Genomic DNA, 20676 nt, shown 5'->3' with positions numbered 1-20676 from the left:
ATGGATTTAGTAAAAACATCTCAAGCAATAAAAAATGGTCAAGTTTCACTTGGAATTGAATTAGGCTCAACACGTATCAAAGCAGTTTTAGTTACGGACGATTTTAAGACAATTGCAACAGGGAGCTTCAATTGGGAAAACCAATTGGAGGATGGTCTTTGGACTTATTCTCTTGAACAAGTTTGGACGGGGATTCAAGCTAGTTATAGACAAATGGCTGCAAATGTTCAAAGCAAATACCATGAATCATTAACAAAAATAGATTCAATTGGTATCAGTGCTATGATGCATGGTTACCTTGTCTTTTCGAAATCTGATGATTTATTAGTTCCCTTTAGAACATGGAGAAATAATAATACAGAACAATCAGCTGATGAATTAACAGAGTTGTTAAACTTCAATATTCCACAACGTTGGAGTATTGCACATCTTTATCAAGCTGTTTTAAATAATGAAGCCCATGTAAATGACATTGGTCATTTAGAAACATTAGCTAGTTATGTTCATTATATGTTATCTGGTAAAAAAGTTATCGGAATTGGGGATGCCTCTGGTATTTTCCCAATTGATGAAAAAACAGGCACATACTCAGCTGATTTATTAGATAAATTCAGTGGTATTGAAAAAGTTTCTGCTTATGATTGGGATATTAAAGACATCCTACCTACTGTTTTGAGAGCTGGTGAAAATGCTGGATCATTAACAGATACAGGAGCTAAATTACTTGATGTTAGTGGCAAACTTGAAAGTGGTAGCTTGATGGCACCACCTGAAGGTGACGCAGGTACAGGGATGGTTGGGACCAACAGTGTACGTAAGAGAACAGGTAATATCTCAGTTGGAACCTCTGCTTTTTCTATGACTGTTTTAGATCAGCCTATGAAAAAAGTGTACAAAGATATTGATATTGTAACAACACCAAGTGGTGCGCCAGTTGCAATGGTTCATGTTAATAATAGTTCGTCAGATATTAATGCATGGGCTTCAATCTTTGGCGAGTTCGCAGCAAAACTAGGTGTTCATTTAACACCAGATCAGTTGTATGAACGATTATTCTTAGAATCAACTCATGCTGATGCCGATGCAGGTGGATTAATGAATTATAGTTACTTATCAGGTGAAAATATTACACATATGCCTGAAGGTCGTCCATTATTTGTTCGAACACCTAACAGTAACTTTACATTACCTAACTTCATCAAGACGCAATTATATGCGGCATTTGCACCACTTAAGATTGGAATGGATATTTTAAGTCAAGAAGAACATATCCAAACTGATGTAATGATTGCTCAAGGTGGTATTTTAAAAACAGCTGTAATCGGACAACAAGTATTAGCTAATACGTTGAATATTCCAATTACGGTTATGAATACTGCTGGTGAGGGTGGACCTTGGGGAATGGCTGTCTTAGCAATATTTGCTAAGAAAAATAATAACGGTCAAAGCTTAGAAGACTTCTTAGATCATGAAGTTTTTGTAGACCCAGAAAGTATGACGTTAAGCCCAGAACCTGAAGGTGTAGAAGGTTACAATACATTTATAGCTAGATACGAAGCTGGCTTGTCTATTGAGTCAGAGGCAATAAAAAAAATTAAGGAAGAAAAGAGGAACTAGTATATATGTTAGAAAAGCTAAAACAAGAAGTGTACGATGCTAACATGCTGTTACCTAAGTACAACTTAATTACCTTTACATGGGGTAACGTGAGTGGAATCGATCGTGAAAAAGGGTTATTCGTCATCAAACCATCTGGTGTTGATTACGATGATTTAAAACCTGAAGATATGGTTGTTGTTGATTTAGACGGTAAGAAAATTGAGGGTGATATGAATCCCTCAAGCGATACAGAAACGCATCGCATTCTATACAATAACTTCCCTAATATTAAAGGTGTCGTTCATACTCACTCACCTTGGGCTGTTTCATTCGCACAAGCAGGCTTGGATATTCCAGCAGCCGGTACAACACATGCAGATACCTTTTATGGCTCAGTTCCAGCAAGCCGTATCATGAATGAAGCTGAAGTTGTCACAGAATATGAAAAACAAACAGGTGACGTGATTGTCGAAACGTTCAAAAAACGTGGACTCGATCCTGATCAAATTCCAGCTGTTTTGGTTAATGATCATGGTCCATTTACATGGGGTACATCTGCTTTAGATGCTGTGCATAATGCTGTTGTCTTAGAAGAAGTTGCAAAGATGACTTATCATACATTGCAATTGAATCCACATGCAATTGACATGCCACAATACTTATTGGATAAGCATTTCCTAAGAAAACATGGTAAAAATGCATATTATGGTCAAATTAAACACTAAAACACGTTTTTAAAAATAATAAACTATTAGGAGGAATTATATTATGTTAAAAGTTAGTGAAAAAGAATTTTGGTTCGTTGTCGGTAGTCAAGGTTTATACGGTCAAGATGTTTTAGACGTTGTTCAAGGTGATGCAGAAAAAATTATTGATAATTTAAATGCTAGTGGTTCACTACCATACAAAATTGTCTTTAAAGAAGTTGCAACAACTGCTGAAGTTATTACTAACATCATGAAAGAAGCTAACTTTGAAGACAAAGTTGCTGGTGTGATTACTTGGATGCATACTTTCTCACCTGCTAAAAACTGGATTCGTGGAACAAAATTATTACAAAAACCATTGCTACATTTAGCAACACAATTTGGTGAAAATATTCCTTGGTCAACAATTGATATGGATTACATGAACACAAACCAAAGTGCTCATGGAGACCGTGAATACGGCTTTATCAATGCTCGTCTTCAAAAACATAATAAAGTTGTTGTTGGTTACTGGAAAGATGAAGCAGTTCAATCACAAATTGCTGACTGGATGGATGTTGCTGTTGCTTACGGTGAAAGTTTCAACATTAAAGTTGCTCGTTTTGGCGATAACATGCGTAATGTTGCCGTTACAGATGGTGATAAAGTTGAAGCACAAATCAAATTTGGTTGGACTGTAGATTACTTTGGTATTGGTGATTTAGTTGCTGAAATGAAAGAAGTAACTGACGCTGAAATTAATGCAACATATAAAGAATGTGAAAGTATGTACGATATGGTTGTTGGCGACAACGATCCTGCCTTCTACGAAGACCATGTTAAAGAACAAATTAGAATTGAAATTGCTTTACGTAAATTTATGGAACGTGGTGGCTACAATGCATTCACATCTAACTTCGAAGATCTTTGGGGCATGAAACAATTACCAGGTATGGCTGTTCAACGTTTAAACGCTGAAGGTTATGGTTTCGCTGGTGAAGGTGACTGGAAGACTGCTGCAATCGACCGTTTGATGAAGGTTCTTGCACATAATAAAGCTACTGGATTTATGGAAGATTACACGTATGATTTACGTGCGGGTCATGAAGTAACTCTTGGTTCACATATGTTAGAAGTTGATCCTACATTAGCTTCAACAAAACCACGCGTGGAAGTACATCCATTAGGTATTGGTGACCGCGAAGATCCAGCTCGTTTGATCTTTGATGGTTCAAATGGTAAAGGTGTCGTTGTTTCAATGTCTGACTTTGGTACTGAATACAAATTATTAATTAACTCTGTTGAAGGTCAAAAACCAGAAGTTGAAGCTCCTAACTTGCCAGTAGCTCGTCAATTATGGATTCCAGAACCAAGTTTTAAAGAAGGCGTTCATTCATGGATTGAAAATGGTGGTGGTCATCATACTGTTCTTTCAATGAACGTGAAGGAACAACAAGTTGTTGATCTTGCTAAGATGTTTGATCTTGAATATGTTGAAATTAAAAAATAATTAATATTTTAAAGGATATCGCTGTTAAAGCGATATCCTTTTTTTGTGTAAGAAGAGTAATCAAATATGATTTATATCAAATAAAATCGGTGCTTACGAAAATAAAGATTCGTAAGCACCGATTTAGATTTCTAATGATAATAATTGAGAATTTTATCTGCATCTGAAAAAATAATCTCAGACTTTCGTGTTATAGATTTCCATCCACAATTTGTTCTAAAGTTGTTTTTGAAGGGATAAAGAATAAATTACCGGTTTCAGCGGTACTGAAATCTAATAATCGATCACTTTTACTTTCGAACATATTAATGAGCATTCGATTAGTTACTGCAAAATGACGTGCGTAACCAATGAAGTATGTCCCTGTAATGTCTTTCCCAGGTTCTGAGAAGGGAACGTTCATACGGACAATTTTATGCTCAATGCCATCTTTCATATCTTGTGAAGCAACGTTATGAGAATTTGGTAATTTTTCTTCGTCAGTTAATTCTAAATCAGAATCTTTCTTCCGACCAATTGCTTTTTCTTGGTCTTCAGTCTTTAAGGCATTCCAAGCGGCCATATTATGGATATACTTTTGAGCAAAAGCATAAGAACCGTTTGTAAAATCAGGATCTTCGCCCCCAATAACGGCGTAATCGAGTGCTTCATTAACATCTGGGTTTTCAGTACCATCAATGAAACCAATAACGGCGCGGCCTTCAAAATAACGGAAGCCGTGTGTTTCATCTTCTACAGTTGTGACATCCTTAATGAAAAGCATAAATTGCGCCATAACTTCATAGACAACAGCACTTTCACCAGCGCGAACATGAAAGAATAAATCGCCAGGAGTTGAAATGGCAGTGTATTTAGGCCCAACAATTTCTTTAAAATGGGTAAGTTCAACAGGTTTGATAGCATCAGGGAAAAGATAATCCCAAGCATCAGAGCCAAAACCAAAGGCAACTTTTAAGTTAGCTTTTGGATAACGAACGTTCATACTACGGATGATGGCCGGAATACGGTCAGATAGCTCTTGAACTGCTTCTAATTCAACTTTTTGATCTTTGTGATTTAAGTTTAGAATGGTGAAATTAACAGCTTCACCTAAATCTTTATAAACATCTTGTGTTAACTTTTCGTTTACTGACATAATAAATGCTCCTTAGACTTTTAATTTCCTTTAACGATTATAACCATTTTACCTGCATTATGTGGTGAATTTAATTGTTTATGGGTTTCAATAATATCGGTTAAATTAAAGTGATATTTTTTTGCTATTTTAATTTCTAATTCATCTTGCATCATTAAATCTGTTAAGAAAGTTAGCGTGTCACTATCTTTTAACTCTTTAACATTCTCAACAAGGTAGTAATCTGCGAGTGGCTTTGATGCTTGAACAGAGTCGGTTGGAACGCTAACTAACGATACCATTCTGCCGTTTGTCTTCAATGCTTTGACGCCTACCTCACTGCCAAGACCGCCAGGAGTTGCATCAACAACAATGTCAGCCATATCTTTAAAAGTTTCGGCGGGATTTTCTTTATCGTAGGCGCTATAATGATCTGCACCTAGTCGACGAACATAGGGTTCGTTGGTGCTTGAACCACTAGCGAGAACAGTTAATTCCATCAATTTAGCAAGTTGCACTAAAATCGATCCGACACTTCCAGAAGCGCCTTCAATAAAGATGGTTTCACCAGCCCTTGCTTTTGCAAAAAAGTTCAAAATATTGTATGCCGCTATACCAGGTGTTGGTAGCCCAGCAGCTTCAGCAATCGTCATATTATCAGGTCGCTTAGCAATATGTGATGTAAAGACGACAAGTTCTTCTGCGTAGCCACCGAAAGCCTTATGAACAACAACAGCATCACCGATATTAAAATGAGTAACTTCATCGCCAATTTCAGTAATAATACCCGTTACGTCACCTCCAGGTACAATTGGAAATGGTAAAGGCATAACGTCTTTCATATAACCGGCACGTAAAATTGCATCAAATGGGTTAATGCCAATCGCTTCGATTGAAACCCTAACCTGTTTTGATTTAAGCGCTACTTCTGGATTAACTTTTAATTCCTCAAATACGGTTGCGTCACCATATTGGTTAAAGCCAAATGCTTTCATAAGTATAACCTCCCTAGATTAAAATCATATTGGTACTAGTCCCAATATACCATAATTTTAAGAAAAGGTTTACAAAACGAGGGAGAATAACAAATTTTGTAACAATGTATTTTGCGCAATCTAATTGACAACGTATTTTTGAAGATGTATAATATCCATATTGGTAAATGATAGCGTTTTCATAAATAATTAAAAAGAAAGAATGTGAGTTATTTGGAAAAATATATTTTATCTATTGATGAAGGAACGACAAGTACAAGAGCAATTATATTTAATCACAAAGGTCAGAAAGTTTCTGATGCACAACGCGAATTTCCACAATATTTTCCTCAACCTGGCTGGGTTGAGCACAATGCAAATGAGATATGGAACGCAGTATTATCGACAATCGCAAATACATTTATCGATTCCGGGATTAAACCTAAGCAAATAGCAGGAGTTGGGATTACCAACCAACGTGAAACAACTGTTATCTGGGATAAGAAAACGGGATTACCCATCTACAACGCAATTGTTTGGCAATCACGTCAAACGGCAGAAATTGCGGAACAATTAAAACAAGATGGCTATGATGAATTAATTCATGAAAAGACAGGATTACTGATAGATGCCTACTTCTCAGCAACTAAAATTCGTTGGATTTTAGATCATGTTGATGGCGCCCAAGAAAGAGCCGAAAAAGGCGAATTACTTTTTGGAACTATTGATACTTGGTTAACATGGAAATTATCAGGTGACGAAACACATGTAACTGATTATTCTAATGCTAGTCGGACAATGTTATTTAACATTCATGATTTGAAGTGGGATGAAGAAATTCTAAAAATTATGAATATTCCAGCAGTTATGTTACCAGAAGTTAAATCAAATTCTGAAGTTTACGGACATACGAAAGATTATCATTTTTATGGTAGTGAAGTGCCAATTTCAGGAATGGCTGGAGATCAACAAGCTGCTTTGTTTGGTCAAATGGCATTTGAACCAGGAATGGTTAAGAATACTTATGGAACAGGTTCATTTATTGTCATGAATACAGGGACAGAACCTAAATTATCTAAAAATAATTTATTAACGACAATTGGTTATGGGATTAATGGTAAAGTTTATTACGCTTTGGAAGGTAGTATCTTCGTTGCTGGTTCAGCAATTCAATGGTTAAGAGACGGGATGCGCTTGGTGGAACATGCACCAGACACAGAACAAGCAGCTAAAGAATCGACGAATGATAATGAAGTTTATGTTGTACCTGCCTTTACAGGATTGGGAGCACCTTATTGGGATCCTGATGCACGAGGTTCAGTCTTTGGAATTACTCGTGGAACAACACGTGAAGATTTCATTAAAGCAACGTTACAATCATTGGCTTACCAAACTAGAGATGTTGTGAAAACAATGGAACTAGATACGGGAATTAAAATTCCGTTACTAAAAGTTGATGGTGGTGCAGCTAAGAATGATTATCTGATGAATTTCCAAGCAGATATTTTAAATACACCTATCGAACGTGCTCATGACCTTGAGACAACTGCTTTAGGAGCAGCCTTCTTAGCTGGATTAGCCGTTGGTTATTGGAAAGACCTAGAAGAACTCAAAGCTGAGTATACTGAAGGGGATATTTTTAAACCAACAATGCCTGTGGAAGAAAGCGAAGATCTATACGCAGGTTGGCAACAAGCGGTTGAAGCAACTCGAGTATTTAAACATAAACCAATGAAGAAAAACAATAAATAAGGGGGATACAACTATGTCATTTTCAGCAACATCAAGAAAACAAGATATCGAACGATTAAAGAATGAAGAATTGGATTTATTAACAATTGGTGGTGGTATCACCGGTGCCGGCGTTGCTATTCAAGCAAGTGCTATGGGTTTAAATAACGGATTAATTGAAATGCAAGATTTCGCTGAAGGAACATCATCGCGTTCAACAAAATTAGTTCATGGTGGTATTCGTTACTTGAAGACATTCGACGTCGGAGTTGTTTCTGATACTGTTCAAGAACGTGCAGTGGTTCAACATATTGCACCACATATTCCACGTCCACAATCAATGTTATTGCCTATTTATGATGAACCCGGCGCAACTTTTGATATGTTCTCAGTAAAAGTTGCAATGAATTTATATGATCAATTGGCAGGTGTTGTTGATCCTCAATGGGTTAACTACACAATTTCTAAAGCAGAAGTTTTACAACGCGAACCACAATTAAAATCTGATAAATTAATGGGTGGCGGTGTCTACCTTGATTTTAAGAATAATGATTCACGTTTAGTTATTGAAAATATCAAAAAAGCACATGAAGATGGCGGCTTGATGGTTAGTCGTATCAAGGCTTTAGACTTATTGCATGCTGACGGTAAAATTACTGGTGTTCATGTATTAGATTTAATTAGTGGCGAAGAATTTGATATTCATGCTAAATATGTTATTAATACAACGGGTCCATGGTCTGATTTTATCCGTAAAATGGATACTGATGAAGATTTTGTACCACAAATGCGCCCAACAAAAGGTGTTCATTTAGTTGTTGATTCTAAAAAATTAAATGTACCACAACCAACATACTTTGATTCTGGAAAACAAGATGGTCGTATGATCTTCGTTGTGCCAAGAGAAGATAAAACATATTTTGGAACAACAGATACTGATTTCCATGGTGATTTTGAACATCCTCGTGTTGAACAAGAAGATGCTGATTACTTACTTGATATTATTAACGAACGTTTCCCAACAGCTAATGTCAAAATTAGTGATATTGAATCAAGTTGGGCTGGATTACGTCCATTGATTTCATCAAACGGAAGTTCAGATTACAATGGTGGAAACTCAGGTAAAATTAGTGAGAAGAGTTTCAATGATGTTATTAACGTTATTGAACGTTTTGAAAAAGATGAAGTAACTAAAACAGATGTTGAAGATGTCTTGAATGATTTGGAAAGTACACTTTCTGAAGATAAGACAAGTGCATCACAAGTTTCACGTGGAAGTTCATTGACTATTTCAAAAGATGGCTTATTAACATTAGCTGGTGGTAAAATTACAGATTACCGTAAGATGGCTGCCGGTGCCATGGCTGCAATTACAAAATTATTGAAAGATAATTATAGTCAAGAATTCAATGCGATTGATTCTAAAAACTTACCTGTTTCAGGTGGTGATATTGATCCTAACAACGTTGAAGCAACAATTAGTTTCTTCGCAAAACAAGGAATGGACAATGGGTTGACTGAAGAAGAAGCTACAGTATTTGCTAACTTATTTGGTTCAAATGCAGCACGTGTATTTAGTCAAATGACTCACGTTAAAGCAGCAGAAGGACTTTCTTTAGGTGAAACAGCTAGTCTTCACTATTCAATGGAAGAAGAAATGACGTTAACACCAACTGATTACTTAATGCGTCGTACTAACCATATTCTTTTCCATCGCGATACATTAGATGCTGTTAAAGTTGGCGTAATTAACGAAATGGCAAGTTACTATAGCTGGACTAAAGAAGAAAAAGCAAAACAAACTGCAGATTTAGATGCAACAATTGCAGAATCAGATATGAATTACTTAAAATAACCATCAAAAATAGGGGTGAGTGTGATGACAACAAGTCTTATGACGCAACTTTTGGGTGAATTTTTAGGCACAATGATTTTAGTATTATTAGGTAATGGGGTTGTTGCTGGTGTTTCGTTACGTAAGTCAAAAGCTGAAGGTGCTGGTTGGATTGCAATCACATTAGGTTGGGGAATTGCCGTAACCTTGGGTGTCTATGCGTCAGCCTTTATGGGACCAGGACATTTGAATCCAGCTGTAACTTTGGCAATGGCAATTGTTGGTAAGATTGCTTGGTCTTCTGTATTACCATATATGGTTGTCCAGGTTGCTGGTGGTATCGTTGGTGCTTTTCTGGTATGGGTTCAATACATGCCACATTGGAAAGAGACGAAAGATTCTGATGCAATATTTGGATCATTCGCAACTGCTCCTGCAATAAAAAGTAATCTATATAACTTTTTAAGTGAATTAATTGGGACATTTGTCTTAATCTTTAGTTTGCTAGCATTCACAAAAGGTAACTTTACAGATGGTTTAACACCAGTCGTTGTTGGTATCTTAATTGTTGGTATTGGTCTTTCACTTGGTGGGACAACTGGTTATGCAATTAATCCGGCCCGTGATTTAGGTCCTCGTATTGCACATGCTATTTTACCAATTGCGAACAAAGGTGGATCAGATTGGTCATATAGTTGGGTACCAATTTTCGGACCATTTGCTGGCGCAGTGATTGCCGCAGGGTTATTCTTAGCTGTAGCATAGGTTAAATGTCTGAAATAATTTATTATTAAGTTAAACCTCTATTATTGAATTTTAATTCAATAATAGAGGTTTTTTATAGTAAATTTTAAAGGGTATTTTTATTGTATATTGATAAATTATGCGATATAATAATTTTTCAATCGTATTTATACGAATAGATTAAGCATAATAAAGGATGTGTAACAGTGACTGTATCTTACTTAAGACTGGCAACGCCAGAAGACTTACCAGCAATTACAGGAATTATTGAGGAAGCAAAAGCTTACCTTAAAGAACAGGGAATTGACCAATGGCAAGGTGCTTACCCGGCGGCGAACCATTTAGAACAAGATATTAAAGATCAATTGACTTATGTCTTAATGGTTGGAGATGAAATCGCAGGAACTGCTGCACTTTGGCTAGGAATAGATCCTATGTATCTTAACATTGAAGATGGCGAATGGATTAATGGCCCACAAGCACGTTATTCGGCTATTCATCGAGTTGCTGTTTCTTCAAAATTTAGAGGTCAACGTTTATCAGAAAAAATGATTTCAGGCTTATTAACAATTGCGAGATCATTGGGTTACAAAGATGTTCGCGTTGATACACATCCTGAAAATAAAGGGATGCAACATGTCATTACCTCAAATGGATTTGATTATAAAGGTATCATTCATATGGAAGATGGCGTTAACTCAGCACGATATGCTTACCAAATTATTTTAAAATAAAACGTTTAAGACAGCGAATGATATCGCTGTCTTTTTTTGTGAAAAAAGTAACAATTTGAATTTTGATAAGGTATACTAGTATCAATATGAAGGAGGGATTTTTTTGATTTCAACAGCAACGACTTTAGCGGGTTCAAATTTTGATAATTGTATGATGAATGCATCGGGTGTTTATTGTATGGATAGCGACGAATTACTTGCCGTCGAAAGTTCTAAGGCGGCAACTTTTGTAACGAAGAGTGGCACGCTTCAACCACGTAAGGGTAATCCAGAACCTCGTTATTTTGAAACAGAATTCGGTAGTATTAATTCAATGGGCTTACCAAATAATGGCGTTGATTACTATTTAGATTTTGTCTCTCAAAATCAGATAAACCATCCTGGTAAAACATACTTTTTATCAATTACGGGTTTTAATCTAGCGGAAGATCTCGAGTTACTTCAAAAAGTAACAGATTCAGATTTTGCAGGAATTGTTGAATTAAATTTATCTTGTCCTAATGTACCAGGAAAGCCCCAAACGGGTTATGACTTTGAAACAGTTGATGCGATATTAAAAGCTGTTTTTAATAGTTATCACAAACCGTTAGGAGTTAAATTACCACCGTACTTTGATATTATTCATTTTGATCAAATGGCTGCTATTTTAAATAAATATCCATTGTCTTATGTCAATAGTATCAATAGTATTGGGAATGGACTATATATTAATGATGATACAGAAACGGTCGTTATTAAACCCAAGCAAGGTTTTGGTGGTATTGGCGGCGAATATGTTAAGCCGACTGCTTTAGCTAATGTACATGCGTTCTATCAACGATTAAATAAGAATATTCAAGTAATCGGAACTGGTGGCATTCAAACTGGTAAAGATGTTTTTGAACATATTCTATGTGGAGCAAGTATGGTGCAAGTTGGAACAGCGTTGATGGTTGAAGGACCCGCTGTTTTTGAACGACTAACAACTGAGCTAGAAGAAATTATGGCAGAAAAAGGGTACCAAAGTATTGAAGATTTTAGAGGAAAATTGAATTATTTATAGGGATGAGATAGGGAAAATTATACCAACTTTATACGAAGGTATATGGGCAAACAGCTGAAATTAGTCATGGACTAATGGACTATAGACGTAACGATATTTAGCTTTAAATGGAATGAGATAATTTACCTAATTAAATGGTGAATTATCTCATTTTTAATTAATAGAATAGTGTTAGTAGTAGTTAATATTTATAGATAAAAAAATATTAGTAGTTATGTGTGCAAACGCTTGCACAATGCTTTATTCAGTGCTATTATTTAGACAAGATAAGTTGGGTGCAACATAAAAGGGGAGTTTAATATGACAGATTACATTACAAGCGATTTAGAAAAAGATATTACCGTTATTAATGCTTTTGATTTAGAAAAAGATGCAGAAAAGATTATTCCAAAGGGTGGATTTGGTTATATCTCTAGTGGAGCTGGAGATTTGTATACTTTAGAAGAAAATATAAAGGCATTTAATCATAAACTAATTAGACCTAGAGTGTTACAAGAAATTGATCATCCCGATACAAAAACAACTATTTTCGGAGATGAAATCACATCGCCTATTATTATGGCACCAGTTGCTGCACATGCATTAGCTCATGTTAAAGGTGAAATTGATAGCGCTAAGGGTGTTTCAGATTATGGTTCAATCTACACAGCAAGTTCATTTGCAACGAAATCATTTAAAGAAATATCAAGTCAAGCTAATGGTCAACCACAATGGTTCCAATTCTATATGAGTAAAGACGATGGTATTAATCGTAATATTATGGATGAAGCAAAAGCTAATGGGGTTAAAGCAATTGTTTTAACTGCTGATGCAACTGTTGGTGGTAATCGTGAAACAGATAAACGTAATGGATTCACTTTCCCACTAGCAATGCCAATTGTTCAAGCTTATCAAAGTGGTGTTGGTCAAACAATGGATGCTGTTTATGGTTCAGCAAAGCAACGCTTAAGTCCAAAAGATGTTGAATTCTTAGCAGAATATTCAGGTTTACCTGTCTTTGTTAAAGGAATCCAAGGTGGAGAAGATGCAAGTGTTGCAATTAATTCAGGTGCTGGTGGCGTCTGGGTTTCAAATCATGGTGGTCGTCAAATTGATGGCGGAATCGCTGCATTTGATGCACTTCAAGAAGTAGCAGAAACTGTTGATAAGCGTGTGCCTGTTGTCTTTGATAGTGGTGTAAGACGTGGAGCTCATGTTTATAAAGCCTTAGCAAGTGGTGCAGACTTAGTTGCAATCGGTCGCCCAGTTGTTTATGGCTTGGCACTTGGTGGTCATAAAGGTGTTCAAAATGTCTTTAATTACTTCCAACATGAATTAGAATTAACAATGCAATTAACTGGAACGCATAATATTGATGAAGTTAAACGTACTAAATTAATCGATAATCCTTACGGAAATTAAAAAAATATAAAAGTTAGTTAGCACTTAAAAACTGTTAGATTGGTTGTTAAAACCTTTTTAACAGTTTTTTTATTTTTGAAAATAGTCAAAACACGAACTTTAAATGTTAATAAATCTACAAAAGTGCGTATTTTGTATTGATTTTTTATTTAATTCGCGTAATATACTGTACATAATATAAAAAATCACAACATAGGGAGATTATATTGCATGAATAATACAGAGGGAAAATCAGGTATTTTTGATCGGTTATTTCATATTAATGAGTCAGGTTCAACGGTTAAACGTGAATCAATGGCTGGATTAACAACTTTCGTATCTATGGCTTATATATTATTCGTTAATCCTCAAGTTTTGGGCGCTGCGGGTATGGACAAAGGAGCTGTGTTTACAGCAACAGCAATATCTGCCGCGTTCGGTTGTTTCTTGATGGCATTCTTAGCTAATTATCCTATCGCAATTGCTCCAGGATTAGGTGACAATGCATTCTTTACTTATTCAGTTGTTATTGGAATGGGTATTCCATGGCAAACGGCAATGGCCGGTGTTGTGGTTGCCTCAATTATCTTTATGCTTATTACGTTCTTTAAAATTCGTGAAATTGTGATAGATGCAATTCCACATGACTTAAAATTAGCAATGGCCGCAGGTATTGGGTTGTTTATCGCTTTTGTTGGATTACAAGAAGGTGGACTTATCATTGGAAACCAATCAACATTGGTCGCGATTGGTTCACTAACGGTGCCAACTACATGGCTGACAATTTTTGGACTCGTTGTGATTGTTATCTTAATGGCTAAAAAAATTCCTGGCTCAATCTTTATTGGAATGGTTGCGACAACTATTTTAGGGTTAGTTATGGGACTTATCAAATTACCAACACATATTATTTCTTCTGTTCCAAGTTTGGCACCAACATTTGGAGTAGGGGTTGAAAATTTACATAAAATTAACTCACTTCAACTTTGGTCTGTTGTTTTAATATTCTTGATGGTAGCCTTTTTCGATACGGCGGGAACTTTAATCGGGTTAGCTACTCAAGCAGGATTTATGAAAAATAATAAAATGCCACGAGTTGGTCGCGCGTTATTATCTGATTCTGCTTCAATGTTAGCCGGATCTGTTCTGGGAACAACACCAACTGCTGCTTATGTTGAATCATCAGCTGGAATTGCAGTTGGGGGAAGAACTGGACTGACATCATTAGTTGTCGGGTTTATGTTCGTTCTAAGTTTATTCTTTTCACCACTTCTGACAGTTGTGACATCACAAGTGACGGCGCCCGTTTTAATCGTTGTTGGTATTTTAATGGCACAATCATTAAAGGGTATTGATTGGGGTCGATTTGAAGTAGCAGTACCAGCATTTTTAATGGTTGTCGGAATGCCTTTAACTTACAACATCTCGTATGGTATTGCCTTTGGTTTCGTATTATACCCAATTACAATGATGGCAGCAGGTCGTAGAAAAGAAATCGGGCCTGTAATGTATATCTTGTTCTTTGTATTCCTATTCTTACTTTACGTATTAAATATTCTTCAATAACATATAAAATTGATGGGTGGATAACTAAATGACACAGACGTTAGCACAGTTAAAAGACTATATTTCTGCAGGTGCAGCAAAAATTCCTGCAGATTTAGTAATCGAAAATGGCAAGTTAGTTAATGTTATGACAAGTGAGATTTATCAAGCAAATGTAGCTATCTATAAAGAGAAAATTGTTGCGATAGGTAATATTGAAGCTTATATCGGCAATGATACGGAACATATAGATGCAACTGGAAAGTATATAACGCCAGGATTAATTGACGGACATATTCACGTTGAATGTAGCAAAATGAGTATGACAAGTTTTGCTAATGCTGTTGTACCTTTTGGAACAACGAGTATTATTTCTGGTTTAGATGAAACAATATCAGTTGCCGGACTAGAAGGTGTTCAAGAAGTTTTTAAAGAGGTAGAAAAATTACCGCTTAATTTATTTTGGGGTGCACCATATAAGACACCATATACAATTCCAAAATCAACAATTGCTTTTAACATCGATTCAGATGTTCAAGAAACAATTCAAAAATGGACAGAATGTTACGGTATCTGGGAAACGGTTAGAGAAGCTGTTGAAACACAAGATGAAGATACGTTAAAAACGTTGGTTCACGCACAAAATAATCACCAACCCATTTTCGGTTGTGCACCAATGGCAACCGGATTGAAATTGAATGAGTATTTAGCAAGTGGTGTTCGCTTAGATCATGAAAGTTATAGTCATGAGGAGCTTGTTGAAAAAGCACGGAATGGGATGAATATTTTAATCAGGGAATCATCCGTTACACATTTCTTGGCAGAAAATATTCGAGCAGTTACTGAAGTTAATCCAGCAATTGCACGACATGTTAGTTTCTGTACAGATGATGTAACTGCATCTGATATTTTACAAAAAGGACATCTTGATAACCTTGTTAAATTAGCTATTCAAGCAGGTGTAGAACCAATTACAGCAATTCAAATGGCAACAATAAATAGTGCTGAAGCTTATCGAATTGATGATCAAGTTGGGTCTGTATCGCCAGGAAGACTTGCTGACATATTGATTGTTGATCAGCCAAGTTCATTTAATGTAGAAATGGTTATTAGTCGGGGCAAAGTTGTTGCCAAAAATAAAAAAATAAGTGAAATGTTGATTGCACCAATCAGAAGTAATTTATTTAAAGGCCAGTTGAAGCATGAGTTAACCTCTGAAAAAGATTTTGAATATAAAGTTAATGAAAAAGTAGGAATGGCAACTGTCCAAACAATTAATAGTCAGGGTGCTTTTGTTCGAAAAAGAAAAGATGTTGAATTAACGATAGAAAATAATATCGTACAACCTAGTCCAGAAAAAGATGTCGCTTTAGTTTCTGTATTAGAACGATTTGGTAAAAATGGAAATCAGGCACTTGGATTTACATCTGGATGGGGCTTGAAAAAAGGGGCAATGGCATCATCTTCTGCACCTGATGATAATAATATTGTCGTTATGGGTGTCAATGCAAATGATATGTCGATTGCTACAAATGAATTAATTAAAGCAGGCGGTGGTCAAATTGTTGTTATTGATGGAAAAATTATTTCATTTTTAGCATTACCTGTGGGTGGTATCATGAGCGACTTATTACCAAGTGAAATTGAAACTGGCGAAATTGCGCTAAGAAAAGGGTCAAATTTAATGGGTAGTGATTTACCTGATCCAATATTTTATATGTCATTTTTACCAATTACGGCAATTCCAGATTTGGCAATTACTGATTTAGGCATGGTAGATTGTGTCGCTTTAGAAATAGTTGATCCAATTATTAAGATATCATCTCTTAAAGGATAAGGAGTTATGATGGAAAAAGAAAATTTAAAGAAGTTAATTGATGTTGCTGCTGGCCGAATTCCTGCTGATTTAGTCTTAACTAATGGCAAAATTATTGATGTTTATAATGCACAGGTAATGACTGGGGATGTCGCAATTGTTGATGGCCTTATTGCTGGAATCGGTGGCCAATATGATGGGGATAAGACGGTTGATGTTCATGGTCAATATATTTCACCAGGATTTATTGATCCACATATTCATATAGAATCTGCCTACGTTGGACCAGAAGAGTTTGGCCGTTTAATAACGCCGCATGGGACAACAACGGTCATGGCAGATCCACATGAAATTGTGAATGTAGCGGGCCTAGTTGGACTCGACTATATGATTAATGCAGCTAAAGAAACAGCCCTTAATATCCAATACATGCTGCCTTCATGCGTTCCAGCAACAAAAATGGAAAATTCTGGAGCGGTTATTTCGGCCAAAGACATGATTAAACCACTCACGAATAATGAGACAAGTGGCTTAGCTGAATTTATGGATTTCCCTGGTGTGATTAATGCTGAGAGTGATATTTTAGATAAATTACTGGTCGCAAAAAATTTAAATAAACGAATTGATGGGCATAGTCCTCAAGTTTATGACAAAGATTTAAATGCCTATATTGCCGCAGGAATTCAAAATGATCATGAATGCTCAACCCTTGAAGAAATGCAAAATCGATTAAGCCGTGGTATGTACGTCTTCCTACGTGAAGGATCTGTCACGCATAATTTAAGAACACTATTAAAAGGTGTCACAACCACTAATTCTAGAAGGGCCATTCTATGTGGAGATGATGTCCAAGCGAAAACAATTATTGAAAAGGGTCATTTAGATAATAGTTTGAAAATTTGTATCGAAGAAGGTATAGATCCTTTAGTTGCCATTCAAATGGCGACACTTAATACCGCTGAGTGTTGTGAGCTTAAAGATAGAGGTGCTATTGCACCTGGACTTAGAGCAGACTTAACAATTATTAGTGATTTAACGGATATGCTAATTTCAAGTGTCTATATTGCTGGTGAAAAAGTTGCTGAAGAGGGAAAATATTTACTAGAAACTAAAAGCTATACAATTGATAGTGTCCAATCGTCAGTCCATTTAGCTAACTTTAGTCAAGAAAAATTAGTTCTGCCTCTAACAAGTAATAGAGTTCATGCAATTGAAGTAATTCCTAACGAAGCAATTACAATAGATAGAGAAATTAATGTTAGTCGTGATGAACTAGGTAATTTTATCTACGATTCAAGTATTCCAGTTTCTAAAATTTCAGTTATTGAACGGCACCATGAAACGGGAAATATTTTCACGGGTGTCTTGAAAGATTACGGTATTAAACATGGGGCAATTGCTATTTCTATTGCACATGATTCACATAATTTAATTACAACAGGAACTAATGATCAAGATATGGCGTTGGCAATTGAGACTTTGAAAGATATTCAAGGTGGGATGGTCCTGACAAAAGATAACAAAGTTTTAATATCAATTCCATTGCCAATTGGCGGATTGATGAGTGACCAATCTGGAGAATGGATATCAGAACAGCTTGAACTATTTAATAAAGTTGCTTATAGAGAGCTCGGCATTAATGATACGGTGGATCCTGTGATGACATTAAGCTTTATGTCGTTAGCGGTGATACCGGAATTGAAAATAACTGATATGGGTTTAATTAATATCAATGAATTTAAATTTGAAGATGTTAGTGTGTAAGTCTGTTAAATCAATGATGAACGGTTGCCTTTATATTAAAATTATTGATAATTAGTTTTATTTAAAAAATGAAAGTTTTATCTGATGATTAAATGTGCTAAAATGTACCTGTATTAAAAAATGCAATACAGACGTATTGTAATTTATCTAGGAGGACTTCAAATGTCATTAGTAAATGGTACAAGTATGTTTAACGCTGCTCGTGAAGGTCATTACGCTGTTGGTGCTTTTAACACAAACAACTTAGAATGGACTCGCGGTATTCTTGCTGCAGCCCAAGAAAAAGGTGTTCCAGTTTTAATCCAAACATCAATGGGTGCTGCAAAATATATGGGTGGATATGAATTAGCTTTACACCTTGTTCAAGACACTATTAAATCAATGGGTATCACTGTTCCCGTTGTTATGCATTTAGATCATGGTGATTTTGAAGCTGCTAAAGAATGTATCGAAGTTGGTTACAACTCAGTTATGTTTGATGGTCATGATTTACCATTTGCAGAAAACTTAGAAAAAACAAAAGAAATCGTTGCTTTAGCACATGCTAAAGGTATCTCAGTTGAAGCAGAAGTTGGTTCAATTGGTGGAGAAGAAGATGGAATTGTCGGAGCTGGTGAATTAGCTGACGTTAACGAAGCTAAAGAACTTGCTGCAACAGGAATCGACTACTTAGCTTGTGGAATTGGTAATATTCATGGCCAATACCCAGCTAACTGGACTGGTTTAAACTTCGATCGCTTAGCTGAATTAGCTGCTGTAATCGAACAACCACTTGTATTACATGGTGGTTCAGGTATTCCTAAAGACCAAATCCAAAAAGCTATTAAAATGGGTGTTTCAAAAATCAACGTTAATACTGAATGTCAATTAGTATTCGCTGCTGCTACTCGTAAATATATTGAAGAAGGTAAAGACCAACAAGGTAAAGGTTATGACCCTCGTAAATTATTTGCACCAGGTACAAAAGCAATCACTGATCTTGTTGAAGATCGTATTGAATGGTTCGGTACAAGCGCAGCTAAATAATTTATTATTTAGTTCTTTCAAAAAGAGTTTTCAAAATCGTTATGATTTTGGAAACTCTTTTTTTGTGTCTTGAGAATTGAATGGTCATGGAATTATTAATAAAAGCTAGTTTAATTGGTTATTTGTAAACGTTTGCAATATAATGGAGAAGTACCTAAAACAGACAGAAAAGGGGATACTATGAAAAAAATAATTAATGATCCAAAAAATATTGTAAGTGAAATGGTTAATGGGTTAGTTAAGGCTTATCCACAATACCTACGTAAAATTGATAGTACGGAAGCTATGGTTAGAAGTGATGTGGCATCGATGGAAGATAAAGTTGGACTCATTAGTGGTGGTGGAAGTGGACATGAACCTGCCCATGCTGGTTTTGTAGGTCCCGGTATGTTGTCAGGTGCAGTTGCTGGACAAGTTTTTACTTCACCCACGCCAGACCAAATTTATGAAGCAATCAAAGCTGCTAATCACGGTAAAGGTGTTTTCTGTATTGTGAAAAATTACTCCGGCGATGTCATGAATTTTGATATGGCCAAAGAATTTGCTGAAATAGATGAAATTAAAGTGAAATCAATTGTTGTAGATGATGATATTGCAGTTGAAGATAGTCTATATACACAAGGAAAACGTGGTGTTGCGGGAACAGTGTTCATGCATAAAATATTGGGTGCTGCTGCAGATCAAGGAGCTACATTAGATGAAATAGATGAACTTGCTAAAAAAGTGATGCCAAATATTAAAACAATTGCGATTGCATTGAGTGGTGCGACCGTCCCAGAAGTTGGTAAACCAGGATTTGAACTTGCAGATGATGAAGTTGAATATGGCGTAGGAATTCATGGTGAACCCGGATATCGTCGTGAAAAATTAAAACCTTCTAAGGAATTGGTTGAAGAGTTACTAAGTAAACTAAAAGTTGCATTTGATATGAAATCTGATGATAAATATGCCGTTTTAGTTAACGGATTAGGAGCAACACCGTTAATGGAACAATATATTTTTATGAACGATACGCTTGATCAATTAAATAATAAAAAAGTCGATGTCGCATTTACAAAGGTCGGTAATTATATGACATCATTAGATATGGCTGGAATTTCTTTGACATTATTTAAAATTGAAGATGATAAATGGCTTTCTTATTTAAATTATACGGTAGATACAATCGCTTGGTAAG

16 protein-coding genes are annotated in these 20676 nt (G+C 35.8%); 14 read left to right on the top strand and 2 right to left on the bottom strand.

What is annotated here, in order from left to right:
• The 3 genes from AC1RPX_RS01005 to araA are packed head-to-tail and all read left to right on the top strand — an operon-like array spanning window position 1 to window position 3795.
• Entirely contained in the window at window positions 1-1617 is a 1617-nt protein-coding gene (locus tag AC1RPX_RS01005; protein WP_481761008.1) for a xylulokinase, read from the top strand.
• Window positions 1618-1622: 5 nt separating this feature from the next.
• Window positions 1623-2324 carry an L-ribulose-5-phosphate 4-epimerase gene (locus tag AC1RPX_RS01000; protein ID WP_409021771.1) on the top strand — a complete coding sequence of 234 codons (702 nt, stop codon included), beginning with the start codon at window positions 1623-1625 and terminating at the stop codon, window positions 2322-2324.
• 43 nt (window positions 2325-2367) lie between these two features.
• A complete protein-coding gene (araA, locus tag AC1RPX_RS00995; protein WP_481761007.1) occupies window positions 2368-3795 on the top strand; it encodes an L-arabinose isomerase in 1428 nt (475 codons plus the stop codon).
• 190 nt (window positions 3796-3985) lie between these two features.
• On the opposite strand, the gene AC1RPX_RS00990 is transcribed toward araA, so the two are convergent.
• Both AC1RPX_RS00990 and AC1RPX_RS00985 read right to left on the bottom strand, forming a co-directional pair.
• Window positions 3986-4930 carry a Dyp-type peroxidase gene (locus AC1RPX_RS00990; RefSeq protein ID WP_481761006.1) on the bottom strand — a complete coding sequence of 315 codons (945 nt, stop codon included), beginning with the start codon at window positions 4928-4930 and terminating at the stop codon, window positions 3986-3988.
• A gap of 20 nt (window positions 4931-4950) precedes the next feature.
• Complete coding sequence (locus tag AC1RPX_RS00985; RefSeq protein WP_481761005.1) at window positions 4951-5904, bottom strand: NADP-dependent oxidoreductase; 954 nt, start codon at window positions 5902-5904, stop codon at window positions 4951-4953.
• A gap of 213 nt (window positions 5905-6117) precedes the next feature.
• Between AC1RPX_RS00985 and glpK the strand changes: the two genes are divergently transcribed.
• From glpK to dhaK, 11 genes are all read left to right on the top strand, one after another.
• Complete coding sequence (gene glpK, locus AC1RPX_RS00980; RefSeq protein ID WP_481761004.1) at window positions 6118-7635, top strand: glycerol kinase GlpK; 1518 nt, start codon at window positions 6118-6120, stop codon at window positions 7633-7635.
• A 13-nt stretch (window positions 7636-7648) separates the two neighbouring features.
• Window positions 7649-9469 carry a type 1 glycerol-3-phosphate oxidase gene (gene glpO / locus AC1RPX_RS00975; protein ID WP_481761003.1) on the top strand — a complete coding sequence of 607 codons (1821 nt, stop codon included), beginning with the start codon at window positions 7649-7651 and terminating at the stop codon, window positions 9467-9469.
• A gap of 24 nt (window positions 9470-9493) precedes the next feature.
• Window positions 9494-10213: an MIP/aquaporin family protein gene (locus AC1RPX_RS00970; RefSeq protein WP_409022824.1), complete on the top strand. Its 720-nt coding sequence runs from the start codon at window positions 9494-9496 to the stop codon at window positions 10211-10213.
• Between the two features lie 185 nt (window positions 10214-10398).
• The gene (locus AC1RPX_RS00965) at window positions 10399-10926 is read left to right on the top strand and encodes a GNAT family N-acetyltransferase (protein ID WP_409021765.1); all 528 of its coding nucleotides are present in this window, start codon (window positions 10399-10401) and stop codon (window positions 10924-10926) included.
• A gap of 103 nt (window positions 10927-11029) precedes the next feature.
• A complete protein-coding gene (locus AC1RPX_RS00960; RefSeq protein WP_481761002.1) occupies window positions 11030-11968 on the top strand; it encodes a dihydroorotate oxidase in 939 nt (312 codons plus the stop codon).
• A gap of 300 nt (window positions 11969-12268) precedes the next feature.
• The gene (locus tag AC1RPX_RS00955; protein ID WP_481761001.1) at window positions 12269-13369 is read left to right on the top strand and encodes a lactate oxidase; all 1101 of its coding nucleotides are present in this window, start codon (window positions 12269-12271) and stop codon (window positions 13367-13369) included.
• A 210-nt stretch (window positions 13370-13579) separates the two neighbouring features.
• Window positions 13580-14914 (top strand): NCS2 family permease, encoded by a 1335-nt coding sequence (locus AC1RPX_RS00950; protein WP_481761000.1) that lies wholly within the window; start codon window positions 13580-13582, stop codon window positions 14912-14914.
• 28 nt (window positions 14915-14942) lie between these two features.
• Window positions 14943-16730: an adenine deaminase C-terminal domain-containing protein gene (locus tag AC1RPX_RS00945; RefSeq protein WP_481760999.1), complete on the top strand. Its 1788-nt coding sequence runs from the start codon at window positions 14943-14945 to the stop codon at window positions 16728-16730.
• 9 nt (window positions 16731-16739) lie between these two features.
• A complete protein-coding gene (gene ade / locus AC1RPX_RS00940; RefSeq protein ID WP_481761144.1) occupies window positions 16740-18473 on the top strand; it encodes an adenine deaminase in 1734 nt (577 codons plus the stop codon).
• Between the two features lie 162 nt (window positions 18474-18635).
• Window positions 18636-19499 (top strand): class II fructose-1,6-bisphosphate aldolase, encoded by an 864-nt coding sequence (fba, locus tag AC1RPX_RS00935; RefSeq protein WP_481760998.1) that lies wholly within the window; start codon window positions 18636-18638, stop codon window positions 19497-19499.
• A 180-nt stretch (window positions 19500-19679) separates the two neighbouring features.
• On the top strand, window positions 19680-20675 hold the full coding sequence (gene dhaK / locus AC1RPX_RS00930) for a dihydroxyacetone kinase subunit DhaK (RefSeq protein ID WP_481760997.1): 996 nt from the start codon (window positions 19680-19682) through the stop codon (window positions 20673-20675).
• Window position 20676 lies beyond the last annotated feature (1 nt).

It is taken from the genome of Dellaglioa sp. CoH-56-MRSF-14, from assembly GCF_056782115.1.
The sequence above is the reverse complement of the archived record's forward strand: the minus strand, read 5'-3'. Positions and strand labels throughout refer to the sequence as shown.